General features: G+C 68.3%; 21 protein-coding genes and 1 tRNA gene. 9 read left to right on the top strand and 13 right to left on the bottom strand.

Features of this window, described 5'->3' with window-relative positions:
• Nucleotides 1-258 precede the first annotated feature (258 nt).
• The 6 genes from ACZ3IC_RS11790 (at nt 259) to ACZ3IC_RS11765 (ending at nt 4,967) form a co-directional block, all read left to right on the top strand.
• On the top strand, nt 259-1,248 hold the full coding sequence (locus ACZ3IC_RS11790; RefSeq protein WP_467415415.1) for an ABC transporter ATP-binding protein: 990 nt from the start codon (nt 259-261) through the stop codon (nt 1,246-1,248).
• Nucleotides 1,238-2,146, top strand: a complete 909-nt coding sequence (locus ACZ3IC_RS11785; protein WP_467415058.1) for an ABC transporter permease — start codon at nt 1,238-1,240, stop codon at nt 2,144-2,146. Before ACZ3IC_RS11790 ends, ACZ3IC_RS11785 begins: the two co-directional genes overlap by 11 nt.
• Entirely contained in the window at nt 2,143-3,054 is a 912-nt protein-coding gene (locus ACZ3IC_RS11780; protein WP_467415056.1) for an ABC transporter ATP-binding protein, read from the top strand. The genes ACZ3IC_RS11785 and ACZ3IC_RS11780 overlap by 4 nt, the downstream gene beginning before the upstream one ends.
• Before the next feature lie 30 nt (nt 3,055-3,084).
• Nucleotides 3,085-3,804 (top strand): ABC transporter permease, encoded by a 720-nt coding sequence (locus ACZ3IC_RS11775; protein ID WP_467415054.1) that lies wholly within the window; start codon nt 3,085-3,087, stop codon nt 3,802-3,804.
• 374 nt (nt 3,805-4,178) lie between these two features.
• Entirely contained in the window at nt 4,179-4,823 is a 645-nt protein-coding gene (locus ACZ3IC_RS11770; RefSeq protein ID WP_467415051.1) for a hypothetical protein, read from the top strand.
• Between the two features lie 56 nt (nt 4,824-4,879).
• Nucleotides 4,880-4,967: transfer RNA gene (locus ACZ3IC_RS11765), tRNA-Ser, on the top strand.
• A gap of 83 nt (nt 4,968-5,050) precedes the next feature.
• Here the strand turns inward: ACZ3IC_RS11765 and ACZ3IC_RS11760 are convergent.
• The 8 genes from ACZ3IC_RS11760 to ACZ3IC_RS11725 all read right to left on the bottom strand — a co-directional run bounded on the left by ACZ3IC_RS11760 (nt 5,051) and on the right by ACZ3IC_RS11725 (nt 14,070).
• Nucleotides 5,051-5,848: an HAD family hydrolase gene (locus ACZ3IC_RS11760; protein WP_467415048.1), complete on the bottom strand. Its 798-nt coding sequence runs from the start codon at nt 5,846-5,848 to the stop codon at nt 5,051-5,053.
• The gene (serS, locus tag ACZ3IC_RS11755; RefSeq protein WP_467415046.1) at nt 5,845-7,134 is read right to left on the bottom strand and encodes a serine--tRNA ligase; all 1,290 of its coding nucleotides are present in this window, start codon (nt 7,132-7,134) and stop codon (nt 5,845-5,847) included. Before serS ends, ACZ3IC_RS11760 begins: the two co-directional genes overlap by 4 nt.
• 728 nt (nt 7,135-7,862) lie before the next feature.
• Nucleotides 7,863-8,798 (bottom strand): prephenate dehydratase, encoded by a 936-nt coding sequence (pheA, locus tag ACZ3IC_RS11750; RefSeq protein ID WP_467415043.1) that lies wholly within the window; start codon nt 8,796-8,798, stop codon nt 7,863-7,865.
• A 27-nt stretch (nt 8,799-8,825) separates the two neighbouring features.
• Nucleotides 8,826-10,139: an iron uptake transporter deferrochelatase/peroxidase subunit gene (efeB, locus tag ACZ3IC_RS11745; protein WP_467415042.1), complete on the bottom strand. Its 1,314-nt coding sequence runs from the start codon at nt 10,137-10,139 to the stop codon at nt 8,826-8,828.
• A gap of 8 nt (nt 10,140-10,147) precedes the next feature.
• The gene (locus ACZ3IC_RS11740; protein WP_467415039.1) at nt 10,148-12,166 is read right to left on the bottom strand and encodes a copper resistance CopC/CopD family protein; all 2,019 of its coding nucleotides are present in this window, start codon (nt 12,164-12,166) and stop codon (nt 10,148-10,150) included.
• A 14-nt stretch (nt 12,167-12,180) separates the two neighbouring features.
• Nucleotides 12,181-12,630 carry a copper chaperone PCu(A)C gene (locus tag ACZ3IC_RS11735; protein WP_467415037.1) on the bottom strand — a complete coding sequence of 150 codons (450 nt, stop codon included), beginning with the start codon at nt 12,628-12,630 and terminating at the stop codon, nt 12,181-12,183.
• Entirely contained in the window at nt 12,627-13,277 is a 651-nt protein-coding gene (locus tag ACZ3IC_RS11730; RefSeq protein WP_467415034.1) for an SCO family protein, read from the bottom strand. The genes ACZ3IC_RS11735 and ACZ3IC_RS11730 overlap by 4 nt, the downstream gene beginning before the upstream one ends.
• A gap of 46 nt (nt 13,278-13,323) precedes the next feature.
• Nucleotides 13,324-14,070: a YcnI family copper-binding membrane protein gene (locus tag ACZ3IC_RS11725; RefSeq protein ID WP_467415032.1), complete on the bottom strand. Its 747-nt coding sequence runs from the start codon at nt 14,068-14,070 to the stop codon at nt 13,324-13,326.
• Between ACZ3IC_RS11725 and ACZ3IC_RS11720 the strand changes: the two genes are divergently transcribed.
• A complete protein-coding gene (locus ACZ3IC_RS11720) occupies nt 14,069-14,191 on the top strand; it encodes a hypothetical protein (protein WP_467415029.1) in 123 nt (40 codons plus the stop codon). The genes ACZ3IC_RS11725 and ACZ3IC_RS11720 overlap by 2 nt on opposite strands.
• 43 nt (nt 14,192-14,234) lie before the next feature.
• Here the strand turns inward: ACZ3IC_RS11720 and ACZ3IC_RS11715 are convergent, their stop codons facing one another.
• A complete protein-coding gene (locus ACZ3IC_RS11715) occupies nt 14,235-15,038 on the bottom strand; it encodes a hypothetical protein (RefSeq protein ID WP_467415028.1) in 804 nt (267 codons plus the stop codon).
• Between the two features lie 259 nt (nt 15,039-15,297).
• On the opposite strand from ACZ3IC_RS11715, the gene ACZ3IC_RS11710 reads away from it, so the two are divergent.
• Nucleotides 15,298-15,822: an ATP-binding protein gene (locus tag ACZ3IC_RS11710; protein WP_467415026.1), complete on the top strand. Its 525-nt coding sequence runs from the start codon at nt 15,298-15,300 to the stop codon at nt 15,820-15,822.
• A gap of 66 nt (nt 15,823-15,888) precedes the next feature.
• Here the strand turns inward: ACZ3IC_RS11710 and ACZ3IC_RS11705 are convergent, their stop codons facing one another.
• Nucleotides 15,889-17,352, bottom strand: a complete 1,464-nt coding sequence (locus ACZ3IC_RS11705; RefSeq protein WP_467415023.1) for an aminopeptidase P family protein — start codon at nt 17,350-17,352, stop codon at nt 15,889-15,891.
• A 135-nt stretch (nt 17,353-17,487) separates the two neighbouring features.
• Nucleotides 17,488-18,858, bottom strand: coding sequence for a PP2C family protein-serine/threonine phosphatase (locus tag ACZ3IC_RS11700; protein ID WP_467415021.1), 1,371 nt, complete (start codon nt 18,856-18,858; stop codon nt 17,488-17,490).
• Between the two features lie 621 nt (nt 18,859-19,479).
• Here ACZ3IC_RS11700 and ACZ3IC_RS11695 point away from each other — a divergent pair.
• Nucleotides 19,480-20,199 (top strand): bifunctional DNA primase/polymerase, encoded by a 720-nt coding sequence (locus ACZ3IC_RS11695; RefSeq protein WP_467415020.1) that lies wholly within the window; start codon nt 19,480-19,482, stop codon nt 20,197-20,199.
• Between the two features lie 861 nt (nt 20,200-21,060).
• Here ACZ3IC_RS11695 and ACZ3IC_RS11690 read toward each other — a convergent pair.
• Both ACZ3IC_RS11690 and ACZ3IC_RS11685 read right to left on the bottom strand, forming a co-directional pair.
• A complete protein-coding gene (locus ACZ3IC_RS11690; RefSeq protein ID WP_467415017.1) occupies nt 21,061-22,026 on the bottom strand; it encodes a DUF5926 family protein in 966 nt (321 codons plus the stop codon).
• A gap of 198 nt (nt 22,027-22,224) precedes the next feature.
• Complete coding sequence (locus ACZ3IC_RS11685) at nt 22,225-22,839, bottom strand: ATP-binding protein (protein ID WP_467415016.1); 615 nt, start codon at nt 22,837-22,839, stop codon at nt 22,225-22,227.
• Nucleotides 22,840-22,848 lie beyond the last annotated feature (9 nt).

Here is a 22,848-nt window from a genome sequence, read left to right as displayed (position 1 = left end):
AATGTCCGGCGACTGCGTCAAGAGGTGCGCGGAGACCTGTGGACAACCCGGGGACACACTCCCCCCGACGCCGACGCCGACGCCGACGCCGACGCCGACGCCGACGCTCCTCCCCTGTGGTGGCCCCTTACGGGTCCGTACGCCTGGAGTCTGATGCGGATCCAGCCGCCTGGGCTGACGACCGGTTCGGCCCGCGCCACTAACTTCGAAAACGTGACTGTGATCGCGACCGAAAGCCTGAGCAAGCGGTTCCCTCGGGTGACCGCACTTGACCGGCTCTCCCTGGACATCGGGCCCGGTGTGACCGGCCTGGTGGGTTCCAATGGGGCCGGCAAGTCCACATTGATCAAGATCCTGCTGGGTCTGTCCCCTGCCACCGAAGGCCGGGCCGCAGTGCTCGGGCTCGATGTCGCCGCCCATGGCGCAGCGATCCGGGAACGGGTCGGCTACATGCCCGAGCACGACTGCTTGCCGCCGGACGTCTCGGCCACCGAGTTCGTCGTCCACATGGCGCGGATGTCCGGACTTCCGCCGACGGCAGCGCGGGAGCGCACCGCTGACACGCTGCGCCACGTGGGTCTGTACGAGGAGCGCTACCGCCCCATCGGCGGCTACTCGACGGGCATGAAGCAGCGCGTGAAGCTGGCCCAGGCACTGGTCCACGACCCGCAGCTGGTCTTGCTCGACGAGCCGACCAACGGCCTCGACCCGGTCGGCCGCGACGAGATGCTCGGGCTGATCCGCCGTGTGCACACGGACTTCGGTATCTCTGTCCTGGTCACCTCGCATCTCCTGGGCGAGCTGGAACGCACTTGCGACCATGTCGTCGTCATCGATGGCGGCACACTCCTGCGCGCCAGCTCCACCAGCGACTTCACCCAGAGCACCACGACCCTCGCGGTCGAGGTCACCGACAGCGACGCCTACCCGGACGGCACCGACGCGCTGCGGCAGGCCCTCACCAGGGCCGGCGTCAAGCTCATGGGCCACGACGGTCTCGCCGGGCAGGGGCTGCCCGGCGCGGGGCACATCCTGCTGGTCGAGGCGACGGGCGAGGAGACGTACGACATCGTGCGCGACAGCGTCGCCGGGCTCGGGCTGGGGCTCGTACGGATGGAGCAGCGACGCCACCACATCGCCGAGGTCTTCCGCACCGAAGAGGCGCCGCGGGCCGCAGCCGCGCTTCAGACCGGGGCTGCGATCGTCGGGGCCGTACAGCAGAAGGGGAGCGGTCGTGATGAGCACTGAGAACGGGGCCGTGAGCGGGAGCGAGACCTCCCGGATCCACAACATCGGGTACCGCTCCTACGACGGCACGCGGCTGGGCCGCGGCTATGCGCGGCGCTCGCTCTACTCGCAGTCTCTGCGGGGTTCCTTCGGACTGGGCCGTTCCGCCAAGTCCAAGGTGCTGCCGATGCTGCTTCTCGGTGTGATGTGCGTGGTGGCGGCGATCATCGTCGCCGTCGCCATCGCCGCGCCGGGGGCCACGGCTCTACCGATCAAGTACACGGCGTTCGCGATCTATCTGCAGGCCGTCATCGGCCTCTTCCTTGCTGCGCAGGCACCGCAGTCGGTCTCCCGTGACCTGCGTTTCAAGAGCATGCCGCTGTATTTCTCACGGCCGATCGAGCGGGTCGACTATGTCGCCGCGAAGCTGGCGGCCATGGCCTCCGCGCTTTTCGTTCTCACCGGGGCGCCGCTCGTCATCCTCTATGCGGGCGCGCTGCTCGGGAAGTTCGACTTTGCCGACCAGACCAAGGGTTTCGTACAGGGGATGGTGTCGGTGGCGCTGCTCTCCGTGCTTTTCGCCGGACTGGGCCTGGTGATGGCCGCGCTGACACCGCGCCGCGGTTTCGGTGTCGCCGCGGTGATCGCCGTACTGACCATCTCCTACGGCGCGGTCTCCACGGTCCAGGCCATTGCCTGGCAGACGGGTTCGGCGGGGGCCGTCGAGTGGCTGGGACTCTTCTCCCCCATCACGCTGATCGGCGGAGTGCAGACCGCGTTCCTCGGGGCCACATCGGCCTTCCCCGGAGGGGAAGGCCCGGGGGCGGGGGCCGGTGTGGTCTATCTGATCGTTGTTCTCGCGCTCGTCGCCGGCTCGTACGCCGTACTGATGCGCCGCTACCGGAGGGTCGGGCTGTGACCACCATCGAGATCGACCACACCTCCCGCTGGTTCGGCAATGTGGTCGCCGTCAACGACGTGAGCATGAGGGTGGGCCCGGGTGTCACCGGACTGCTCGGCCCCAACGGCGCGGGAAAGTCCACGCTGATCAACATGATGGCCGGCTTTCTCGCCCCGTCGACGGGCACCGTCACGCTCGACGGCCAGGCGATCTGGCGCAATGAAGCGGTGTACAAGGAGATCGGGATCGTGCCGGAACGGGAAGGGATGTACGACTTCCTGACCGGCCGCGAATTCGTCGTCGCCAATGCGGAACTGCAGGGACTGGGCGGTGCGGCGGCGCAGAAGGCGCTGGTCACGGTGGAGATGGAGTACGCGCAGGACCGCAAGATCTCGACGTACAGCAAGGGCATGCGCCAGCGCGTGAAGATGGCGTCCGCCCTGGTCCACGAACCGTCGGTGCTGCTGCTCGACGAGCCGTTCAACGGGATGGACCCGCGCCAGCGGATGCAACTGATGGGGCTGCTGCGGCGGATGGGGAACGAGGGCCGTACCGTGCTCTTCTCCTCCCACATCCTCGAAGAGGTCGAACAACTCGCCTCGCACATCGAGGTGATCGTGGCAGGACGGCACGCGGCATCCGGTGACTTCCGGAAGATCCGCCGGCTGATGACGGACCGCCCGCACCGCTATCTCGTACGTTCCAGCGATGACCGCGCCCTCGCTGCGGCGCTCATCGCCGACCCGTCGACGGCAGGTATCGAGGTGGACCTGGGCGAACAGGCCCTGCGTATCCAGGCGGTCGACTTCGGACGCTTCACCGAGTTGCTGCCGAAGGTCGCACGTGACCACGGAATTCGCCTTCTGACCGTTTCGCCGTCCGACGAGTCCCTCGAATCGGTCTTTTCCTATCTCGTAGCGGCCTGAGTAGTGGCCTGAAAGGAGCTGTGAAGCGTCATGTACGACCCCACAGTCGCCCGGCTCACCTACCGGGCCCTGCTCGGCCGGCGCCGGGCCGCCATCCTCTTCGTCCTGCCGGCACTGCTGCTGGTCATCGCCGTGGCGGTACGGGTGTTCGCCGGAGCCGATGACCAGGTCGCCTCGGATGTGCTGGGCGGCTTCGCCATCGCCACGATGGTGCCGCTGATCGGCGTGATCGCCGGAACCGGAGCCATCGGTCCCGAGATCGATGACGGGTCGATCGTCTATCTGCTGGCCAAGCCGGTGAAGCGGCCGACGATCATCTTCACCAAACTGATCGTGGCCATCGCCGTCACGATGGTCTTCTCCGCACTGCCCACGCTGGTTGCGGGGCTGATCCTCAACGGCAACGGCCAGCAGATCGCGGTGGCGTACACCACCGCGGCGCTGGTCGCCTCGATCGCGTACAGCGCGCTGTTCCTGCTGCTGGGCACCGTCAGCCGGCACGCGGTCGTCTTCGGCCTCGTCTACGCGCTGGTCTGGGAGGCCCTGTTCGGCACCATGGTGCCGGGGGCGCGCACGCTCAGCATTCAGCAGTGGTCCCTCGCGGTTGCCGAGAAGGTCGGCGGGGCGGGCGCGATCACCTCCGATGTCGGGCTGCCGGTCGCGACGGTCCTGCTGGTGGCGGTCACGGTGGTGGCAACCTGGTACGCGGGTCAGAAGCTGCGCACGCTGAAACTGGCCGGCGAGGAGTGATCAGGGGGCTTCCTTCGGGTACCTCTGCCGTGCTCCGTTTCCGATCATTTCGATCTGCGTCAACCCTCGCCCGCTGGGCGGGGGTTGACGCATTTCGGACAGTAGTACGCGTAACTGTACGGTTATCGGTTCGTTGTGCCTGGGTGCGTGGAGGCAACTGGAATCTGTGGCGTCGTAGCTTTTGTGAAATCAGGGATTGTCGATGCCGGTGAGGGAGTACCCGCAGGGTCGGTCATTGAGTGAGTGGCAGCCGTGAGCGTCCTCCGCCCCTCAAGCCCGGGACAGGGCTGCCCAGCGTCGGTTTCACGATCGGAAGGCATGTCCATGCCACGGAAGTTGCCCTGCTCGAATCGCGTGCGCTGCGCGTCGAACAGATGGGGCGCGTCGACGTCCTCGACAAGGTCAAGAGTCTTGTCATGCTCCCAGGCGGAATTCACCTTCGCACAGAGGATGTGGCTTGTTACTTCGAAGTATCCACAGAGGTCATCAAAAAGGTCACCCAGCGGCATCGAGCCGAGGTCACGGAGAATGGGCTCAGGCTGCTTCGTGGCCCTGAGCTGCGGGAATTCCATAGGGACATGGTGTCCCTATGGGGCGGTGACGAGGACGGCAGTTATCCACAGGCCGCCACTCAGCTCACCCTCTACACCCGCAGGACCGTGCTCAACGTCGCGATGCTTCTTCGCGATAGCGACATTGCCCGATGCGTCCGTACGTATCTGCTCGACGCCGAGCAGGACCTGCGCGCTGGCTATGCCTCGCTCGAACATCGAGTTACCCGGATCGAGAGCTGCCTCGCAGGAGTGGGCAGCGCGCTTCAGGAGCTCGGGCCCGTCCTCAACCGGATGTCGCGCCGGCTCGACAGCCTCGACCGGAGGATGGACATCACACATCAGGTCGTCGGCGCCATGAGCGTGCGGCTGGGCCACCTCTCCGAGGACATCGTCCGTATCGACGGAAGGATGGACGATCTCGCCCGCCGCCTGAAGGATCTGAGCCGCCGCAACAAGCAGCGCTGATCCGAAGGCCGTTCACGGCCTTTCGGTATTGCCCGGAAAATGGGTGGCACCCTCCCGGAGGATTGGCCGAGTGGTAAGGCAGCGGCTTGCTAAGCCGTCGTCGGGGCCGTGAACCCCGCGCGCGTTCGATCCGCGCATCCTCCGCAGCAGCAGTGCCGCAGGCACCAGTACGAGTGGAGCGGCCGATCCAGCCGCCCGCGCCCGTACCTCTGCCCGTACCCGTACGACTAGAGCAGCCGCTCCAGCACCACAGCGATGCCGTCGTCCTCGTTGGACGCGGTGATCTCCTGGGCCACGGCCTTCAGATCCGCATGCGCGTTGGCCATCGCCACACCCCGCTTCGCCCAGGCGAACATCGGGATGTCGTTCGGCATGTCACCGAAGGCCAGCGTGTCGGCGGCCTTCACACCCAGCCGACGCGCGGCCAGCGAGAGTCCGGTCGCCTTGCTCAGTCCCAGGGGCAGGATCTCCACCACGCCCGGACCGGCCATGACCACGTCCACCAGATGGCCGACGGCCGCTCGCGCGGCCTTCGCCAGTGCGTCGTCGTCGAGATCGGGATGCTGGATGTAGACCTTGTTCAGGGGGGCCGACCACAACTCGGCCGGGTCCTTTGCGGAGAGAGCCGGAAGGGGCCCTTCCTGTACGCGGTAGCCGGGGCCGACCAGCACTTCGCCGTCGAGCCCGTCGCGGCTCGCCGCCAGTGCCAACGGGCCGACCTCGGCCTCGACCTTGGACAGCGCGAGAGCGGCGAGCTGCCGGTCCAGCGTCAGCGAGGTCAGCAGCTTGCGCTCGCCCGCGTGGTAGACCTGCGCACCTTGGCCGCAGACCGCGAGCCCTTCGTAGCCCAGGTCGTCCAGGATGTGCCGGGTCCACGGGACCGCGCGGCCGGTGACGATGATGTGAGCGGCACCGGCCGCGGTGACCGCGGCCAGTGCCTCACGGGTGCGCTCGGAGACCGTGTCGTCGTTACGCAGCAGCGTGCCGTCGAGATCGGTCGCGACGAGCTTGTACGGAAAGGTCACTTGGCGACCGGCTCCAGAACCTCGCGTCCGCCCAGGTACGGCCGGAGCACCTCGGGCACCCGTACCGAACCGTCGGCCAGCTGGTGGTTCTCCAGGATCGCCACGATCGTGCGCGGCACGGCGCAGAGCGTGCCGTTCAGCGTGGCCAGCGGCTGGAGAACCTTCTTGCCGTCGCGGGTGTCGCGCATCCGGACAGACAGGCGACGCGCCTGGAAACCGTCACAGTTCGACGCGGACGTCAGCTCGCGGTACTTGCCCTGCGTCGGGATCCACGCCTCGCAGTCGAACTTCCGGGAGGCCGAGGCCCCCAGATCGCCGGTGGCGACATCGATCACCTGGAAGGGCAGCTCAAGAGCGGTGAGCCACTGCTTCTCCCAGTCCAGGAGCCTGCGGTGCTCGGCCTCGGCGTCCGCCGGGTCGACGTACGAGAACATCTCGACCTTGTCGAACTGGTGGACCCTGAAGATGCCCCGGGTGTCCTTGCCGTACGTACCGGCCTCGCGGCGGAAGCACGGCGAGAAGCCCGCGTACCGCAGCGGCAGCTTGTCGGCCTCGATGATCTCGTCCATGTGGTACGCGGCGAGCGGGACCTCGGAGGTGCCGACCAGGTAGAAGTCGTCCTTCTCCAGGTGGTACACGTTTTCCGCGGCCTGGCCGAGGAAGCCGGTGCCTTCCATGGCACGCGGGCGGACCAGCGCCGGCGTCAGCATCGGGACGAAGCCGGCCTCGGTCGCCTGGGCGATCGCCGCGTTGACGAGGGCGAGCTCCAGCAGCGCGCCGACGCCCGTCAGGTAGTAGAAGCGTGAACCGGAGACCTTGGCGCCGCGCTCCATGTCGATGGCGCCGAGCTTCTCGCCGAGCTCCAGGTGATCCCTGGGCTCGAAGCCCTCGGCCCCGAAGTCACGGATCGTGCCGTGTGTCTCCAGGACGACGAAGTCCTCCTCGCCACCGACCGGCACGTCCTCGTGGACGATGTTGCCGAGCTGGAGCATCAGGCTCTTGGCCTCCGCTTCGGCCTCGTCCTGTGCCGCGTCGGCCGTCTTGACGTCGGCCTTCAGCTGCTCGGCCCTCTTGAGGAGCTCGGCGCGCTCCTCGGGCGAGGCCTTGGGGATGAGCTTGCCGAGCGATTTCTGCTCGGAGCGGAGTTCATCGAAGCGGACGCCGGACGACCTGCGCCGCTCGTCGGCGGAGAGAAGGGCGTCGACGAGCGCGACGTCCTCTCCACGGGCGCGCTGGGAGGCGCGAACACGGTCGGGGTCCTCACGGAGCAGGCGAAGGTCAATCACCCCTCCAGGCTACCGGTGTGGGCTTCTCCCGCTCGAACCGATATTGCCAAGCGTTTCATTTTGCCCGAATTGCCCGAGTTAGTAATGCTGGAGGGTATTGCGTGGCCGAAGTTGATCCCCGGCCGTCAATAAAAAGAGTTTATTCCCCTAAATAGGGCAGAAGGCTTCGAGCGTCTTGACGCATCGGCCTTGCTTGGAAGGGCAGTTGACCGTTACTTGTCCACAGGCGTGGGCGCTTCCCAGAGTTATCCACAGACTGTGAGGGAGATCTGTGGACGCTGGAAGGGGTCATTCCGAAAGTCGTGTGAAAGCTCATGGATTCCCCGTTCAAACCCACATCGGACGCTCGTTCGGGTGGGAATTTCTCGTCCTAAAGAGTTGATCAATGGAATTGAGGCGACATGGGGCTGCCCGGGTAACCTGTTGGCCTGTGGATGCATCTGGGCCGACTGGGGCGATATGTCGATCATGTCGCATTTCAGTGTCGACTTGTCCCCAGGTCGAGAACCGACCCTGTGGATAACTTTGTGGATGACGAAAACCGCAGATAGCACCAGTGGTGCGGGCGTGCCGACGCCAGAGCCGCGCCCGTCGAAGGCCCCCGGGGCAGCAGCCCGGGACGGGACAGCAGCCCGGACCATCAGCCCCGCACCTCGGCCCCGTACGGCTGTAGACGACGAGTGCCGTCGGTCGGTGCCGTCGGTCCGTGCTGCTGGTCCGTACCGTCGTCAGCCCCGGCCGTCCAGATTCCGGGCCAGCCAGTCGTAGGCCTCCGTGAACTCCGCGTCCGACGTCCCTGCCCGCAGCGGCCGTACGTCCTGCAGCGCCACCCCGGCCCGCGGATAGGACCCGAGGAACCGCACCTTCGGGCAGATCCGCTTCAGCCCCATCAACGCCTCGCCGACCCGGCGGTCCGCGATGTGCCCCTCGGCGTCCACCGCGAAGCAGTAGTTCCCGATGCCGGCCCCCGTCGGCCGCGACTGGATCAGCATCAGGTTCACCCCGCGCACCGCGAACTCCTGGAGCAGTTCGAGCAGCGCACCGGGGTGGTCCTCGCCCAGCCAGATGACCACCGACGTCTTGTCCGCACCTGTCGGCGCCGCAGGCCGGGCCGGGCGGCCCACCAGGACGAAGCGGGTCTGCGCGTTCGCCGCGTCATGGATCTCGGTCACCAGCGGTTCGAGACCGTACGTCGTCGCCGCGAACTCACCGGCGAAGGCGGCGTCGTACCGTCCCTCCTGCACCAGCCGGGCACCGTCGGCGTTGGAGGCCGCCGACTCCCATACGGCGTCCGGGAGATGGGCGGCCATCCAGTTGCGCACCTGCGGCTGCGCGGCCGGATGCGCGGTGACCGACTTGATGTCGGACAGCTTGGTACCGGGCCGCACCAACAGCGCGAAGGTGATGGAGAGCAGCACCTCGCGATAGATCATCAGCGGTTCGCCGATGGTCAGCTCGTCGAGAGTCGCGGTGATGCCGCCCTCGACGGAGTTCTCGATCGGTACGAGCGCCGCCGCGGCGGCCCCGCTGCGCACCGCGTCCAGAGCCACTGGTACGGAGACCATCGGTACGAGTTCGCGGGTGGCGGCCTCCGGGAGCGTACGGAGGGCGACCTCGGTGAAGGTGCCTTCAGGGCCGAGATAGGCGTAGCGCGTGGCGGACATACCGTCACCCTAATGCGCCCGGGGCACTCAGGACTCCAGTAGCCGCTGACCCACATATTCGCCGTCCGCCGCACCGCCCGGCACCGCGAACAGGCCGCTGGCCTCGTGCCGGATGAACGGCGACAGGGCATCGCCCCGGTCCAGCTTGCGCTGCACCGGAACGAAGCCCCGCAGTGGATCCGTCTGCCAGCAGATGAACAGCATTCCGGCGTCCGGAGTGCCGTCTGCCGCTATGCCGTCGTGGTACGAGAAAGGGCGCCGCAGCATGGCTGCACCGCTGTTCGTTTCGGGGGAGGAGATTCGAGAGTGGGCGTTGTCCGGGATCAGGAGTTTGCCGTCGGGGCCCGCCTTGTCGAGGTCCATCGCGGTGGTCTCGGTGCCACCGCTCAGCGGAGCGCCGTCCTTCTTGCGGCGCCCTATGACCTGCTCCTGCCGCTGTACCGGGAGCTTCTCCCAGTCGTCGAGCAGCATCCTGATCCGGCGTACGACCGCATACGAACCGCCGGCCAGCCATTCGTACTTCGTCTCTGCCCCGGCCGGGACGAAGACGCGCCGGTCGAAGTCGCTCTCGGCGGGCTTCGGGTTGCCGGTGCCGTCGATCTGGCCCATCAGATTGCGAACGGTCATCGGCTGCGCGGTGGCGCCGGGGGACCGGTTGAAGCCGTTCATCTGCCAGCGGACCCTGGCGGCCGGGGCGGCCTCCTTCTGCACGGCGCGCAGTGCGTGGAAGGCGACGAGTGCGTCGTCGGCGCCGATCTGTACCCAGAGATCACCGTTGGAGCGCTTGGCGTCGATGTGGTCGGAGGAGAACGGCGGCAGCGGGTCGAGTCCCGGTGGCCGGTGGTCGACCAGGTCCGTGCGTTCGAAGAAGGTGCGGCCGAAGCCGAAGGTGATGGTCAGCGAGGACGGTCCGGCATCCAACGCGATTCCGGTGTCATGGGCCGCGCCATCCCCCGTGCCGCTGTCGACGGGTTCGCCGGCCATCAGGCGCCGGGCCATGTCCGACCACCGGCGCATCAGGGCAGCCGCTTCCTTGCGTCCCGCGCCGGGTGCCAGATCGAAGGCGACGAGATGGCCGCATGCTTGAAGCGGAGTGGTAATCCCCGGTTGGTGTTTCCCGTGAAACATCAACCGGGTGGAGCCGACCGCGGTCAGAGCAGTCGGCTCGTCGGGCCGGGTCATGGCATAGCCGGTGGCTCCGCCCGCCGCGCCAAGTACCAGTCCGGTTGCGCCGGCCGCGCCCGCGCTGCCGAGCAGCCGCCTCCGGGAGATGGCGCCGCTGCCGCGGGCCCCGTCGTCCCCGCTGTCCGCGGAGATCTTCCTGTTGCTGTTTCCGTTCACGATCCTGCTCAGCCGATCTTCACGTTCTTGTCGATGGTTGTCTGATCGATGTCCGACGTACGTACGGTCACCGCGACCTTCCAGTTGCCCGCCATCGGGATCTGGACGTCGCTCGCGATCCAGTGCCCCTCGGCAAGCCGGACAGGGACGACGGGGAGCGGGCCGATGTCCTTGGATTCGAGGGTGAAGGCGAGCTTCACCTCGGGGACGTCCATGGCCTTGCCGTCGATGCTGTCGATCCAGATGTGGAGTTCATTGGCGCCTGTGCGGGCGGGGCCGATGTCCATCCGCACCGTTCCCTTGCCGTTCTTGCCGCCCGTGTCGAAGGGCAGAGTCAGATTGACCGGGCCTTCGGCTGCGGGGGCGGTTGCCGCCGTCGAGGTGCGAGCCGCTTCCTCCTCGGTGCGTGCGGGCTCGGTCGAGGTCAGTACGGTCGTCACGGCCAACAGCGCCACTGCGACTGCGGCTTCCGTCAGCACCGAGCGGCGGAGCCCGGACCGGTCGGGGTCGGCATCACGGATCCGCTTCTTCTCGGCGGTGGCCATGGCGGTCCGCTGCCGTGCGAGCTGGGCCGCCCGCGTGGGGTCCTCGGCCACGGACGCCGGTGCGCCCGTGGCCTGGACCTCCTCGACCTCGGCTTCGGCCCTGGCCGCGGTGTCGTCGGCCTCGGCCGTGGCCCGGGTCTCCTCGTGTCCAGCCCCAACCCTGGCCTCGGCCAAGGTCTTCACTTCCTCCGCGCCGGTTCCGCCGGCGACCAGTCGGCCGGTCCAGCGCCGTGAGGACCAGGCGATCCCGACCAGGACGGCAACGAGTCCCACCTTCACGAGCAGCAGTTGCCCGTACTCGGTGCCGGTGAGCGCGGACCAGGTGCCGACCTGGCGCCAGGACTGGTAGATCCCGGTGGCGGTGAGCACCAGCACGCTGCCGAACGCGATACGGGAGAAGCGCCGTACGGCCGTGGCTTCGATGTCCGGCGTCCGGTACAACGCGACCAGCAGGGCTGCCAGCCCGCCCAGCCAGGCGGCGGCGGCGAGCAGATGGAGCACGTCGACCGGCATCGCGATGCCCGGCTGGATTCCTGTCGAGGCGTGTTCGGCGAGCGCCCAGGTCCCGGCGATCCCAGCAGCGATCACCGTGCCGCCGATGGCCAGTCCGAAGGTGAGGTCCCTCTTCTCGCGCTCGTCCTCGCGCTTCGCGTACGTCCCGAACAGCACGGCGATGAAGAGCGCGGAAGCGCCGAGCAGCAGCAGCCGGGATACGAGCGCCGCTCCGGGCTTGGTGTCGAGCACGGCCTTCAGACCGTCGAGGTCGAAGACGTCCGCGAGCTTTCCGGAGCCGGTGTACGGGTTGCGCAGGAGCAACAGGGCCAGGGTGGCCGCGGTGAGGGTCATCCAGCCGCGTACGACCAGGCGTTGCAGGGGGCGTGCCCCCGCTCCGCGCTGCCAGCAGGCCAGTATGAAGGCGGCGCCACCGGCCATCAGGATGAAACCGGCGTAGGCGGCGTAGCGCGCGATGCCGTAGAGGACACCGACGAGGCCGCCCCCGGCCTGGTCCGCCGGGAGGGCGACGGTGGTCTTCGAGGGGGCTCCGACGGAGAAGGTGAAGGCGCCCGAGATGGGGTGGCTGTCGGCGGAGACGGCCTGCCAGGAGACGGTATACGTACCGTCGGGCAGCCCGCTGTGCAGCGAGACTCCGTATTTCACGGTGGAGCCGCTCTGCAGATCACGCGGTGCGGCGCCGGTGTCGGCGCGCTTGCCGTCGGGGTCAAGGACCCTGATGGAGCCGTCGCCCATGGCGACCTGTTCGGAGAAGGTGAGGGTGACCTCCTTGGGAGCGGTGTCGACCACCGCCCCGTCCTGCGGATCGCTCCCGGTGAGTGCGGCATGCGCGGACGCGGGTCCCGCGCCGCCCAGCAGCAGGCCGAACACCATGCTGACGAGGGTGGCGAGGAGTGCGGCCGCGGCCAGTGGCCGCCGTTTCGCGGTAGTGGATGGGGTCGGTCCGAAGTGCGGGGCGGTGGCTGTCATGGCGAGTCAGTCCCTCACTGCTTCTTCGGGTTGTGGGTGGTCTCCTTCACGGGAAGGTCGACCTTGATCGGGTCGGCCTTCTCGAAGTGCAGCTCCACGGGCACCTTCTCGCCCTGCTTGGGCTGCTGCTTGAGGTTCATGAACATGATGTGGTTCCCGCCGCGTTCCAGATCCAGCTCGCCGCCGGCGGGGACGTCGAAGGACGACACCATGCGCATTGTCTGGTTCTTCGTCTCGTGGATCGTGACGTCGTCCGAGAGGGGGCTGGTGACCGAGGTGAGCCGGTCGGACGTGTCACCGTTGTTCTCGATGACGAGGAAGCCGGCTGCCATGTCGCTGACGGGCTGCGGCATGAACGCGCCTGTCACCTTCAGTTCGGGCTTGGTGTCCGAGGACGAGCATCCCGCCAGCGTCAGCCCGGTGGTGACGGCGATGACACCGGCGAGGGTGGTCCGGCGGTTCACGGAGTCTCCCCCTTGATGATCTTGGGGAGGTCCTTGGCGTAATCGTCGGGCGAGGTGTCCTCGCTGTACACGAGGTACCCCTGGTCGGTCTTCGGGGAGAACGCGATGACCTGGGAGCCGTGCATCGAGACGACCGTGCCGTCCTTCTCCTTCTGTGGCGCGTCGACGCCGATGCCGATCTGGCGTGCGCCTGCCTGGATGGTCGGGAAGTCGCCGGTGAGGCCGATGAAGGACGGGTCCTGGGCCTTGAGCCAGCTGTCGAGCGAGGACGGGGTGTCCCGCTCGGGGTCGGTGGTCACGAAGATGACCTGGAGCTTGTCCTGGTCGGCCTTGGGGAGGGACTTCTTGGCGATGGCGATGTTGCTCATGACGAGCGGGCAGATGTCTGGGCAGTTGGTGTAGCCGAAGTAGATCAGCGTCGGCTTGCCCTTGGTCTGCTCACGGAGGTCGTACTTCTTGCCGTGGGTGTCGGTGAGGACGAGGTCGGGCTTGGTGAACGGCTGTTCGAGGACCGTCGCTGCCTTGGTCTGGGGCTGGGTCGACACATCGGCGACGGGCTTCTGGCCGCCGTCGCTGCTGCCGCAGGCGGACAGGGAAAGCGCGGCCGCGGCGACGAACGCCGCGGCCAGCACAGTTTTCTTACGCATGGAGCACTGGTTCCTGGTGGGTTGGTGGGACTGGTGGGGCTGTGGATCAGGCGGCGCGGCGGCGGCCTGCGAGGATGCCGAAGGTCACTCCCGCGGCGCCGATGACGATGCCGACGATGCCGAGGACGCGGGCCGTGGTGTCACTGGAGGACTCGTCCGACGCGGCCGTCGTCTGCTTGTCCGCCGCCTGCGCGGTGGCTTCGGCACTGCCCTTGTCGTCGGCGGCCGAGCCGTGCTCGCCGGTGGTCGCCGCAGTCAGCTTGAGGACTGGTGCCGGGCTCTCGGGCTCGGCTGCGCCGTCCTTCTGCTCCTCGATCCAGCGGACGACTTCCTTGTCGTCGTACGTCTGGATGGCCTTGAACACCAGCTGGTCGGCGTCCTCGGGAAGCTGACCGATGGACAGCGGGAACTGCTGGAAGCTGCCCGGGCGGATGCCGCGCTCGTCCTTGTCGCCCGTGGCGGTCCAGGTGACCTTGGAGACGGCCTCGTTGATCGTCTGGCCGTGCATCTCGAGCGGCTTGGCCAGCTTGCTCTCGGTGACCTCGATGTCCCAGCCGGGCACGGCCTGCGGCATGACGGAGGCCAGCGGGTGGTCGGTCGGGAAGTTGACCTCGACCTTGGTCGTCGAGGCGTTGTCGCGCTCGTTGGGGACCTTGAAGTTGACGGTGGCGTAACCGCCCTTGGCGGCCTCGCCCTGCGGCTGCACGCTGACGTGCGCGGAGGCCGTACCGGCGAAAATCAGGACGGTGGACGCGGCGAGGCCACCGGTGAGGGCGATGCGGGAAACGTTCATGACAGAGATCACTCCACAGAAGCACGAAGGAAGGTGGTCCGACGCGCGGGTGCACGACGGCATCGCGACACCTCTTCCCTACATGCGGCGTACGTACGTCGACTCACACGGCACGGAGTGATCCGTGCGTCGAGTCGTGCATGTTTCGAGTGGAGGGTGTCGCGTCAGACTGCGAGCGCGTATACGGGTGGCGGCCCGCGCCTGATCACCATGTGCTGCAACGGGTCCCCGGTGGCGGGGGCCGGGGCGTCGACCGCGGTACGGAGAGTGCGCGGCCCGGTCGCCGGGCTGCCGGGAAGGCCGGCGCGCAAAGCGTTCACGAGCGCGAGCGCGACACGCAGCGCACGCAACCGGGCCCCGGCCGCGACCTGCTGGGCGCCGTGTGCGGACAGCCGGGCCAGCCGGAACAGGGCGATCTCGCCGCGCCGCAGCAGCCAGCCGGTGGCCACGGCGGCCAGCAGGTGTCCGAGCAGCATGGGCAGGCTGGGCAGCAGACCGGCGAGGCCGGCCGGGTCCGGGCCGGATGCGGACGCCATGTGCTGCTGGCCACGGGCCGTCACCGACGCCGGGTCGATGCCCGCGGTGGTGACGATGCGGTGCGCTTCGGCGGCGTTCAACTGCGCCGGTCCCATGCCGCACACGAGGCTTGCCGCGAACCGGATCAGTGGGTCGTCGCCTGCCACGGTGTCCGTCGATGTGCCGTGCGTACCCGCGCCGAACAGGATGTGCAGGGCGATCTGTCCGCCGGCCAGCGCGACGCCGATGGACGGCAGTGAGCGCTCGCGTCCGGCGAGCGGTGCCGCCACCGCGAAGATCCCCAGGAATCCGGCGAGCAGGGTCCACCAGGGGATGGCCACGCCGGAGGCCAGGGAGTGACCTGCCGCGGACAGCGCGACACAGGCCGCGGTGAACACCGCAGCCCTCAGGAGCCGCAGACCGGTTCCGACGCGTGCGACAGGCATAGACATGGCGGGGTCATCATCGCACCGCGCTTCGGGCCTTCGTACGGCAGGTCCGGAAGGTCACTTTCCGTCCGGTTGGATACGGGTCGGGACCACTGCGGCCGGATCAGGCCCCCAGTCGGGGCCCTCGACCGGTCTGGCATACACGGGTGTATGGAGTGCTGGTATCCGCCGAATGAGCGGTCTCACATCCGGTCTGTGCTTACGAACGGTCCTGTGCGGCAATACGTATCGGTATGTCGAGCCGCAGCCAGGAGGCTGGAGCATGAGCATCTGGTGGTCCCTCCATTTGCGGCGCGAGGCTGCGAGCGTTCCGCTCGCCCGTCGTTTCCTGCTGGGCGCGATGGAGACGGCGGGCGTGGATCCGGAGATCTCCTTCGACCTGTCGGTCGCGCTCAGCGAGGCCTGTGCGAACGCCGTTGAGCACGGTGGTGACCACCGGGTCCAGCGAGAGCAGGGTGGTGGCCGGGATCCGTGGGATGTATGGGACGAGCTGCCGGGGACGTCCTCGGGGCAGTACCGGGTCACTGCGTATCTGGACGGCGAGAAGTGTCGTATCGAAGTCGCCGATTCCGGGCCCGGTTTCCCCGCCCGGTGCACGCTTCGTACTTCGGCACAGCACGAGCCCCAGCAGTACCCGTCGCTCAGCGCCGAGGACGGCCGCGGTCTCTGTCTGATCGAGCAGCTTGCCGACCATGTCCACTTCGGCAACCGTCCCGGCCGTGGCGCAGTGGTGAGCTTCGACAAGGTTCTGAAATGGCGGAAGGGCGCCCTGCTCATGGTGTCCTGAGCGGGGCGCCCTTCGACGCGTGGCAGGCCCGTTGCCGGATGTGCCGGATGTGCCGGACCTTTCGGATCAGCCCTTGAGTTGAGCCATCCACGCCTCGACCTCGTCGGCCCGGCGCGGCAGCTTGTCGGAGAGGTTCCGGTTGCCGTCCTCGGTGACGAGGATGTCGTCCTCGATCCGGACGCCGATGCCCCGGTACTCCTCGGGGACGGTCAGGTCGTCGGCCTGGAAGTACAGACCGGGCTCGACCGTGAGGCAGACGCCGGGTTCCAGCGTCCCGTTGACGTACGTCTCGGTGCGCGCGGCGGCGCAGTCGTGGACGTCCATGCCGAGCATGTGGCCGGTGCCGTGCAGCGTCCAGCGGCGCTGGAGGCCCAGCTCCAGGACCTTGTCCACGGTCAGGTCGCCCAGCAGGCCCCACTCGACGAGCTTCTCGGCGAGCACGCGCTGTGCCGCGTCGTGGAAGTCGCGGTAGTCGGCACCGGGCTTGACGGCCGCGATGCCCGCTTCCTGGGCCTCGTACACCGCGTCGTAGATCTTCCGCTGCAGCGGCGTGAACGTGCCGTTGATCGGAAGGGTGCGCGTCACGTCGGCGGTATAGAGGTCATTGGTCTCCACACCCGCGTCGAGCAGCAGCAGTTCGCCGGAGCGCACGGCGCCGTCGTTGCGCACCCAGTGAAGGGTGGTGGCGTGTGGGCCGGCCGCGCAGATCGAGCCGTAGCCGATGTCGTTGCCCTCGATGCGGGCGCGCAGGAAGAAGGTGCCCTCGATGTAGCGCTCGCTCGTCGCCTCGGCCTTGTCGAGGACCTTCACGACATCCTCGAAGCCGCGTGCGGTGGCGTCGCAGGCCTTCTGCAGTTCGGCGATCTCGAAGGCGTCCTTGACCAGCCGGGCCTCGGAGAGGAAGACGCGAAGCTCCTCGTCGCGCTCCGCGGTGACCTTGTCCGCCAGCGCGGCCTCGATGCCGGCGTCGTGGCCGCGGACGTTACGGACCGGGCCGGTGGCCTCGGCCAGCGCGGCCGGGAGCTCGCGCACATCCTTCGCCGGGATGCCCAGCAACTGCTCGGCCTCGGCGAGGGAGTGGCGGCGGCCGACCCACAGCTCGCCCTGGCCGTCGAGCCAGAACTCGCCGTTCTCGCGGTTGGAGCGGGGCAGCAGGTGGATGGTCGCCTCGTGCCCGTCCTGGGTCGGCTCCAGGACGAGGACGCCGTCCTGGGTCTGGTCGCCGGTGAGGTACGCGTACTCGGTGGAGGCGCGGAAGGCGTACTCGGTGTCATTGGAGCGGGTCTTCAGCTTGCCCGCGGGGATGACCAGGCGCTCACCGGGGAAGCGCGCGGAGAGCGCGGCGCGGCGGGCGGCGGTGTGCTCGGCCTGGGCGATGGGTTCGAGGCCGTGCAGCTCGGTATCGGCCCAACCGGACTTCATGTTCGCGGCGAGTTCATCGGAGACGCCCGGGTACAGGCCGTTCTTCCGCTGCTTGACCGTCTCTTCTTCTTCGGTCTCCGGGTTCTCCGGGGTGAGCTCCTCAGCCACGATTTGTCTCTCCTTGATACGACACTGGACCCCGTCCATCGTACGGGCGTACGGAAGGGGGCCCAGGGCCGGAAGACCTGTTACACAGCCCGACCGGGGCGGGCCGCACAACTCGGCCGGGGCGAACTGCGCCGCTCAGTCGAAGCGCGCGGCCAGAATGACCACGTCCCGTGTGCTGTCGCCCTGGTCCAGCCCGTCGGGCAGCACGGTGCGCAGCACGTGGTCGGCAACGGACCCGGCGTCGTCACGAAGCGCCTTGGGCACGCAGGCCGCCGCCGAGTGGAGCCGTGCGAACGCCCGGTCCGTCGAGTCACCGGTGCGGCGCAGCAGCCCGTCGGTGTAGAGGAGCACGGTCTCGCCCGGTGCCATGGTGATCTCCACGCTGGGCGCCTCCCAGCAGGCGAGCATGCCCAGTGGTGCCGAGACCGAGGTCTCGACGAACTCGGTGCGTCGGTCGCCGATCACGAGCGGTGGGGTGTGGCCCGCGCCGGCCAGCAGGATCTTGCGGCGGACCGGTTCGCAGTAGGCGAACAGGGCGGTTGCGGAACGGGCGGGTTCGGTCAGCCGCAGCAGTAGTTCCAGATCTGAGAGCACGGCGACCGGATCCTCCCCCTCCATCACGGCGTACGCCCGCAGACCGGCACGCAGCCGGCCCATGGCGGCCAGGGCGCTCGGCCCGGAGCCGTTGACCGAGCCCACGGCGAGACCGAGCGCACCTTCCGGCAGGGCCAGTGCGTCGTACCAGTCGCCGCCGCCCTGCGGTGCCGTGCGATGGCGTGCGGCCAGTTGTACGCCGGCGGTCCAGGGCAGTCGGCTGGGCAGCAGCTCTTCCGTGACGGTGGCGACATCGGCCCTGGCCCGTTCCAGCTCCAGCAGCCTGGCCAGATGCTCACCGGCGTACCCGGCGTAGAGGCCGACGAGATGGCGTCGGCGTTCCAGTGGTTCGGCGGGTTCGTCGTACAGCCAGACGGCGACACCGAGCCTGCCGGTCGCCTCGGCGGTGAGCGGCAGGGCGTAGCTGGCGGCGTATCCGAGACGGGCGGCCACCTCGCGGCGGCTGGGGTCCAGGCTGGTGTCGCCGAGCAGATCGGCGGTGGTCCGCGCTTCTTCGGTGTCCGGGAGCCCTTCAAGGATCCGGCCGTAGGAGGTGGCGCTGCGCGGCACGGTCTCGATGTGTCCGAGCTCGGCATGGGCGAGTCCGAGGCCGATGGTGCTGACGGGGCCGCGGCGGTCGGACGGTTCGAAGACGACCAGGCCGCGGCGGGCGCCTACCACGGCGGCCCCGGCGTCCAGCAGTTCGTGCAGCGCATCGTCGAGTGTGCTGGTTCTGGCCAGTCGCTCGGTGAGTTCGTGCAGCGTGGTGAGATCGGAGACCCAGCCGGCCAGTCGGTCCTGGATGAATGCTCCCGGGGCGGCCGGTACTTTGGGCAGAGAGCCGGCAGTGTGCGTTGAAACAGGAACCATGGGATCGATTCCAGCCACTTTCGGCAGGTGCGGGGCGCTCATGGCAAGCGGCTTTCCCGCCGGTGCGATTCGTCGAATGGCATCGCAAACCCCCATGTCATTCTGCGCCGCTATCAGTGCATCCACATGTACACGTAGCATCCACATGTACACGCACAAGTGAGGCCATGTCCAGCATTGTCCCTGCGGGATTTGTGGTGTCCAAGTGACTGCTAAGTTGGCCAAAAATGCACCTCGTGGCAGCTATTTGCGGTCGACTGGGTGTGCTCGACAGGGGGTGTCCCCGGGGTGAAGTCCTGGAGAGAGCGTCATTTTGGGCATGCTGGGTACGTAATCGATGATGACCAGGGGCAGTTCTGATCGCCCCCGGAACCTGGCAGTGGGCCCGGACGTCCTCTCTTGTGACGGTCACGCCCCGCCCCCGAGTAGCGGGGTTTGTGCCTTGGGACGGCAGGCGCGATAGGTGTGCTGCTCCTCGTCGTGCTTGTGTCCGGACCCGTCTCGCCCCTGTTCGGCTCGGCTCAGCTCATGCCCGGTAGCGACGATCCACCCGTACCGCAGTTTTGAAGAGCATGTACGTACAGCGAAGTGATGTACGCGTGGCGTGACGCACGCGTCATGTGATGTGGACCCTCGGCGTTCAACGGAAAGGAACGAGCGCTCATGCGCGAGATCCTCGGAAGGCGACGCAGGCTCCGGTTCCGGCGCAGGGGAAGGCCCGCCCAGCTCGATGCGGTCCTGAGTGCCGTTGCATGGCAGTGGCCCGTGCTTCCCGGAGTGGGACTCGAGGCGGCCGGTGGTCGCGGTGACCGTGGCCGTCGCTGTGCCTGCCCCGATCCCGAGTGCGCCGTACCCGGCGCACACCCCTTTGATCCCGGTCTCTTCGCGGCGACCACCGACGAGCGCATGGTGCGCTGGTGGTGGACCAATCGGCCCACCGCTCCGATTGTGCTGGCCACCGGTGGCCGCGCCCCGTGCGCGCTGAGCCTGCCGGCCGTGGCCGCTGCCCGGGCGCTGGCCGAGCTGGACCGGATGGGCGCGCGGCTCGGGCCTGTGGTGGCGACGCCGACCCGGTGGTCGCTGCTGGTCGCCCCGTACACCCTCGAACGGCTCGGTGAGCTGCTGTACGCCCAGGACTGGGTGCCCAGTTCGCTGCGCTTCCACGGCGAGGGCGGCTATCTCGTCCTTCCGCCGTCCGAGGTTGGGACAGGGCAGGTGCGCTGGGAGCGGGCTCCTGCCCCGAGCTCCCGGCCGGGCTCGGACGGGGGAGGCGCAGTCCCCGGATTCGCCGCGCCGTGGCTGCCGGATGTGGGGGCCGTGCTCGACGCACTGGTCGAGGCGAGCAACAGCGCACCGGACGGCGGCAGTCGGCTCGCCTACTGATGGATGGCCGACACGTCCACCGCGCCTCCTGAGGGTGCGAGATCCGCGGTCGGCTCACTCATCCGGGCGTGAGCCGGCCTGCGTTCCCGGAGTAAAGGCGCGTGCGGCACAGGGAGTTCATATTCCGTCGATATCTCCGGCGGACCGTCAGAAATTCGGGCGAAGTCGGCAGATATCGACAGGTATCGACAGGTATTGACAGACGTCGGTAGGTGAGGACGCGTGATTCTCCGCGTCGACCACTCTCTCGGTCTCTCTTGCCCCCTGTCTCGGTACCGGTCTCATGTCGGTCGACACAAACTCTGCTGCGGCAAAGCGCGTCGGCGGGCGGATTTCTGATGGTCTTTCCGGAATCCTCTCGAACGATTCTTCGAAGATCTATTCCAGTAACTCAGTAGAGGGGGTGACCGTAAAGGAGTTCGGGCGGCCGACATCTGTCCGAGCCCGGTCGCTTCGTCGGCACCTTGCGGCGTGTCGTGGAATCTGCGGCGTTTCGGGTACAGGAGGCGCCGCCGCTGATGGGGCCCGGTGTCATCCGGACTCTGTCGCACCGGGTTGACGACGGTACGCAGACGCTGGGGTGCCGGGGTCGGCCATGGAGGCAGGGGCTCGGTGGGCGGAGCCCTACCGGCGAGGGGTTCACGCGCGGGCGCGTGCGCCGCATCGTGCGCTGCGCGCCGTACCCGAAAATGAGGATGCCCGATCGCTGGCGACGGGGGATGCACCAGCGACCGGGCTTCTAGAACGGTAACAAGAGATCTGCCGTTCGCAAATTCGATCTCGCGTATTCGGACAGTGATTTACCTGTGAGTACAGCGAGTTGTGACGCGAGTCACCGAACGGACCCCGGAGTCGTCACTGTCAGCTGAGCGTCACTTGGCGGTTGGTGAGCCCGCCACGGGCCCGCCGCTCCTCGGCGGTGAGCGGCGCGTCCGAGGCGAGCGCCGCGGCCAGCCGCTCCGCGAGCTCGGCCGCGGGCTTCTCGCACTCCTCGGCCCCCATCGCACTCGGCAGATCCCAGACCGGGACCATCAGCCCGTGCGCCCGGAAGGAGCCGACCAGCCGCGTCCCCTCGCCCAGCGAGGAGGTGCCGGCGGCGTGCAGCCGGGCGAGCGCGTCGAGAAGCTGCTCCTCGGGGTGGGGCATGACCCAGCGCAGGTGGTTCTTCTCCGGGGTCTCGCACCAGTAAGCGGCGTCCACGCCGGAGAGCAGCGTCGTCGGGATCGCCGCCTCGTTCGCGCGCTGCAGGGACGCGGACACCTCGGGCGTGGCGTTCTCCGCGTCCGGGACCCAGAACTCGAAGCCGGAGTGGACGACGGGCTCGAACGCCGCGCCGGGGTCGAGCACGTCCTGCAGCCGCGGACCGTCGGCCGGCGCGCGCCGGGCGGCCACGGGCGAACCGGGCTCGGCGGCCAGTGCCCGCTGCAGCGTGTCCGCGAGGTCACGGCTGAGGTCACCGGACGGGGTGTCGTTCTGCAGGGCGAGCAGCACCGAACCGTCGTCGCGGCGGAGCGCGGGCCATGCCATCGGCAGGACGGTGGCGAGCGTCACGGAGGGCACGCCCTCGGGCAGCCCGTCCTTCAGTGTCAGCTCGACCGTGGCGGCGGGCACCAGCTCGCGCAAAGCGACCCAGTCGCACTCGCCGGCCAGGCCCTCGAAGGGGCGGTGGACGAGCTCGGTCACCGCATGGGCGGCAGCGTGGCCGTGGCACGCCTTGTAGCGGCGGCCCGAACCGCACGGGCAGGGCTCGCGAGCCCCGACCACCGGGATCTCGCCATCCTTGAGTTGCTGCTTCCCGGCCTTGGACTGAGGGCGCTTCTTGGCCATGGTGGGCTTTCTCCCGATTGCGACAGTGCGGTCTGGGCCGCGAGCCTAGCTGCCCGTGTCGCATCCGGGACACATCTGCCCGCGCTCCCGGTGGTACAGGGGTGCGGAACGCCTCGCGCACGCCTGTCCATCGATACGTGCCCTGGTACAGGTGCCCGTACCGCCGTCACCGCAGACATCCGTACCCGTGTGGGAACGTCAGCCCACGTCGTCGAAGGCTTCCGCGAATCCCAGCCCGTCGAGCCCCGTCACACCTGATACGCCCGGCACTCCGGACACCCGCCCGTGCCCCTCGCTGACGAGGACCCAGACGGTGACCTCGCCGGACGAGCTGTCGCGTACGCCCCACTCCTCGGCGAGCGCGCTGATGATGTTGAGCCCGCGGCCGCCGCGCGCCGTCACCGACGGTGTGGCCGGAATCGGTCGGGTCGGGCCACCTCCGTCCGTCACTTCGACGGTCAGCCCGCCTGTTCTGTCCACGCGCCATGCGGCGCGGATGTCGCCGTCACCCACATCCGTGTGTCGCCCCAACGGCCTGCCGTGCCGACAGGCATTGCTGAGTAGTTCGGAAAGGATCAATACAGCATCGTCGACGACCGAATCCGGCACCCCGTAGCCGCGCAGTTGCTCGCGCATCCGGTGCCGCGCCTGACCCACGCCCGCAGGGCCATGGGGTACGGCCATGCTCGACGACGTGGGCACTTCCTGTGCCACCACCAACGCCACCCCCGAGACCTCCTTTGCCCCACGCCACGGAGTGGATGCCCTCCTGGACTGGACCGGAAACCGGCCAATCGCCCGCCAATGACGCACTCGTAACGA

It is taken from the genome of Streptomyces sp. NPDC002958, from assembly GCF_055563255.1.
This window is presented reverse-complemented; position numbering and strand designations above follow the sequence as displayed.

Excerpts from the sequence above, each read along its gene's own strand:
- ACZ3IC_RS11695 (WP_467415020.1), top strand. The coding sequence starts at position 19,480 with ATGCGCGAGATCCTCGGAAGGCGACGCAGGCTCCGGTTCCGGCGCAGG.
- ACZ3IC_RS11770 (WP_467415051.1), top strand. The coding sequence starts at position 4,179 with ATGGGGCGCGTCGACGTCCTCGACAAGGTCAAGAGTCTTGTCATGCTC.
- ACZ3IC_RS11785 (WP_467415058.1), top strand. The coding sequence starts at position 1,238 with ATGAGCACTGAGAACGGGGCCGTGAGCGGGAGCGAGACCTCCCGGATC.
- ACZ3IC_RS11740 (WP_467415039.1), bottom strand. The coding sequence starts at position 12,166 with ATGACAGCCACCGCCCCGCACTTCGGACCGACCCCATCCACTACCGCG.
- ACZ3IC_RS11690 (WP_467415017.1), bottom strand. The coding sequence starts at position 22,026 with ATGGCCAAGAAGCGCCCTCAGTCCAAGGCCGGGAAGCAGCAACTCAAG.
- ACZ3IC_RS11720 (WP_467415029.1), top strand. The coding sequence starts at position 14,069 with ATGACAGAGATCACTCCACAGAAGCACGAAGGAAGGTGGTCCGACGCG.
- ACZ3IC_RS11725 (WP_467415032.1), bottom strand. The coding sequence starts at position 14,070 with ATGAACGTTTCCCGCATCGCCCTCACCGGTGGCCTCGCCGCGTCCACC.
- ACZ3IC_RS11700 (WP_467415021.1), bottom strand. The coding sequence starts at position 18,858 with ATGAGCGCCCCGCACCTGCCGAAAGTGGCTGGAATCGATCCCATGGTT.
- pheA (WP_467415043.1), bottom strand. The coding sequence starts at position 8,798 with ATGTCCGCCACGCGCTACGCCTATCTCGGCCCTGAAGGCACCTTCACC.
- ACZ3IC_RS11730 (WP_467415034.1), bottom strand. The coding sequence starts at position 13,277 with ATGCGTAAGAAAACTGTGCTGGCCGCGGCGTTCGTCGCCGCGGCCGCG.
- ACZ3IC_RS11715 (WP_467415028.1), bottom strand. The coding sequence starts at position 15,038 with ATGTCTATGCCTGTCGCACGCGTCGGAACCGGTCTGCGGCTCCTGAGG.
- ACZ3IC_RS11775 (WP_467415054.1), top strand. The coding sequence starts at position 3,085 with ATGTACGACCCCACAGTCGCCCGGCTCACCTACCGGGCCCTGCTCGGC.
- ACZ3IC_RS11710 (WP_467415026.1), top strand. The coding sequence starts at position 15,298 with ATGAGCATCTGGTGGTCCCTCCATTTGCGGCGCGAGGCTGCGAGCGTT.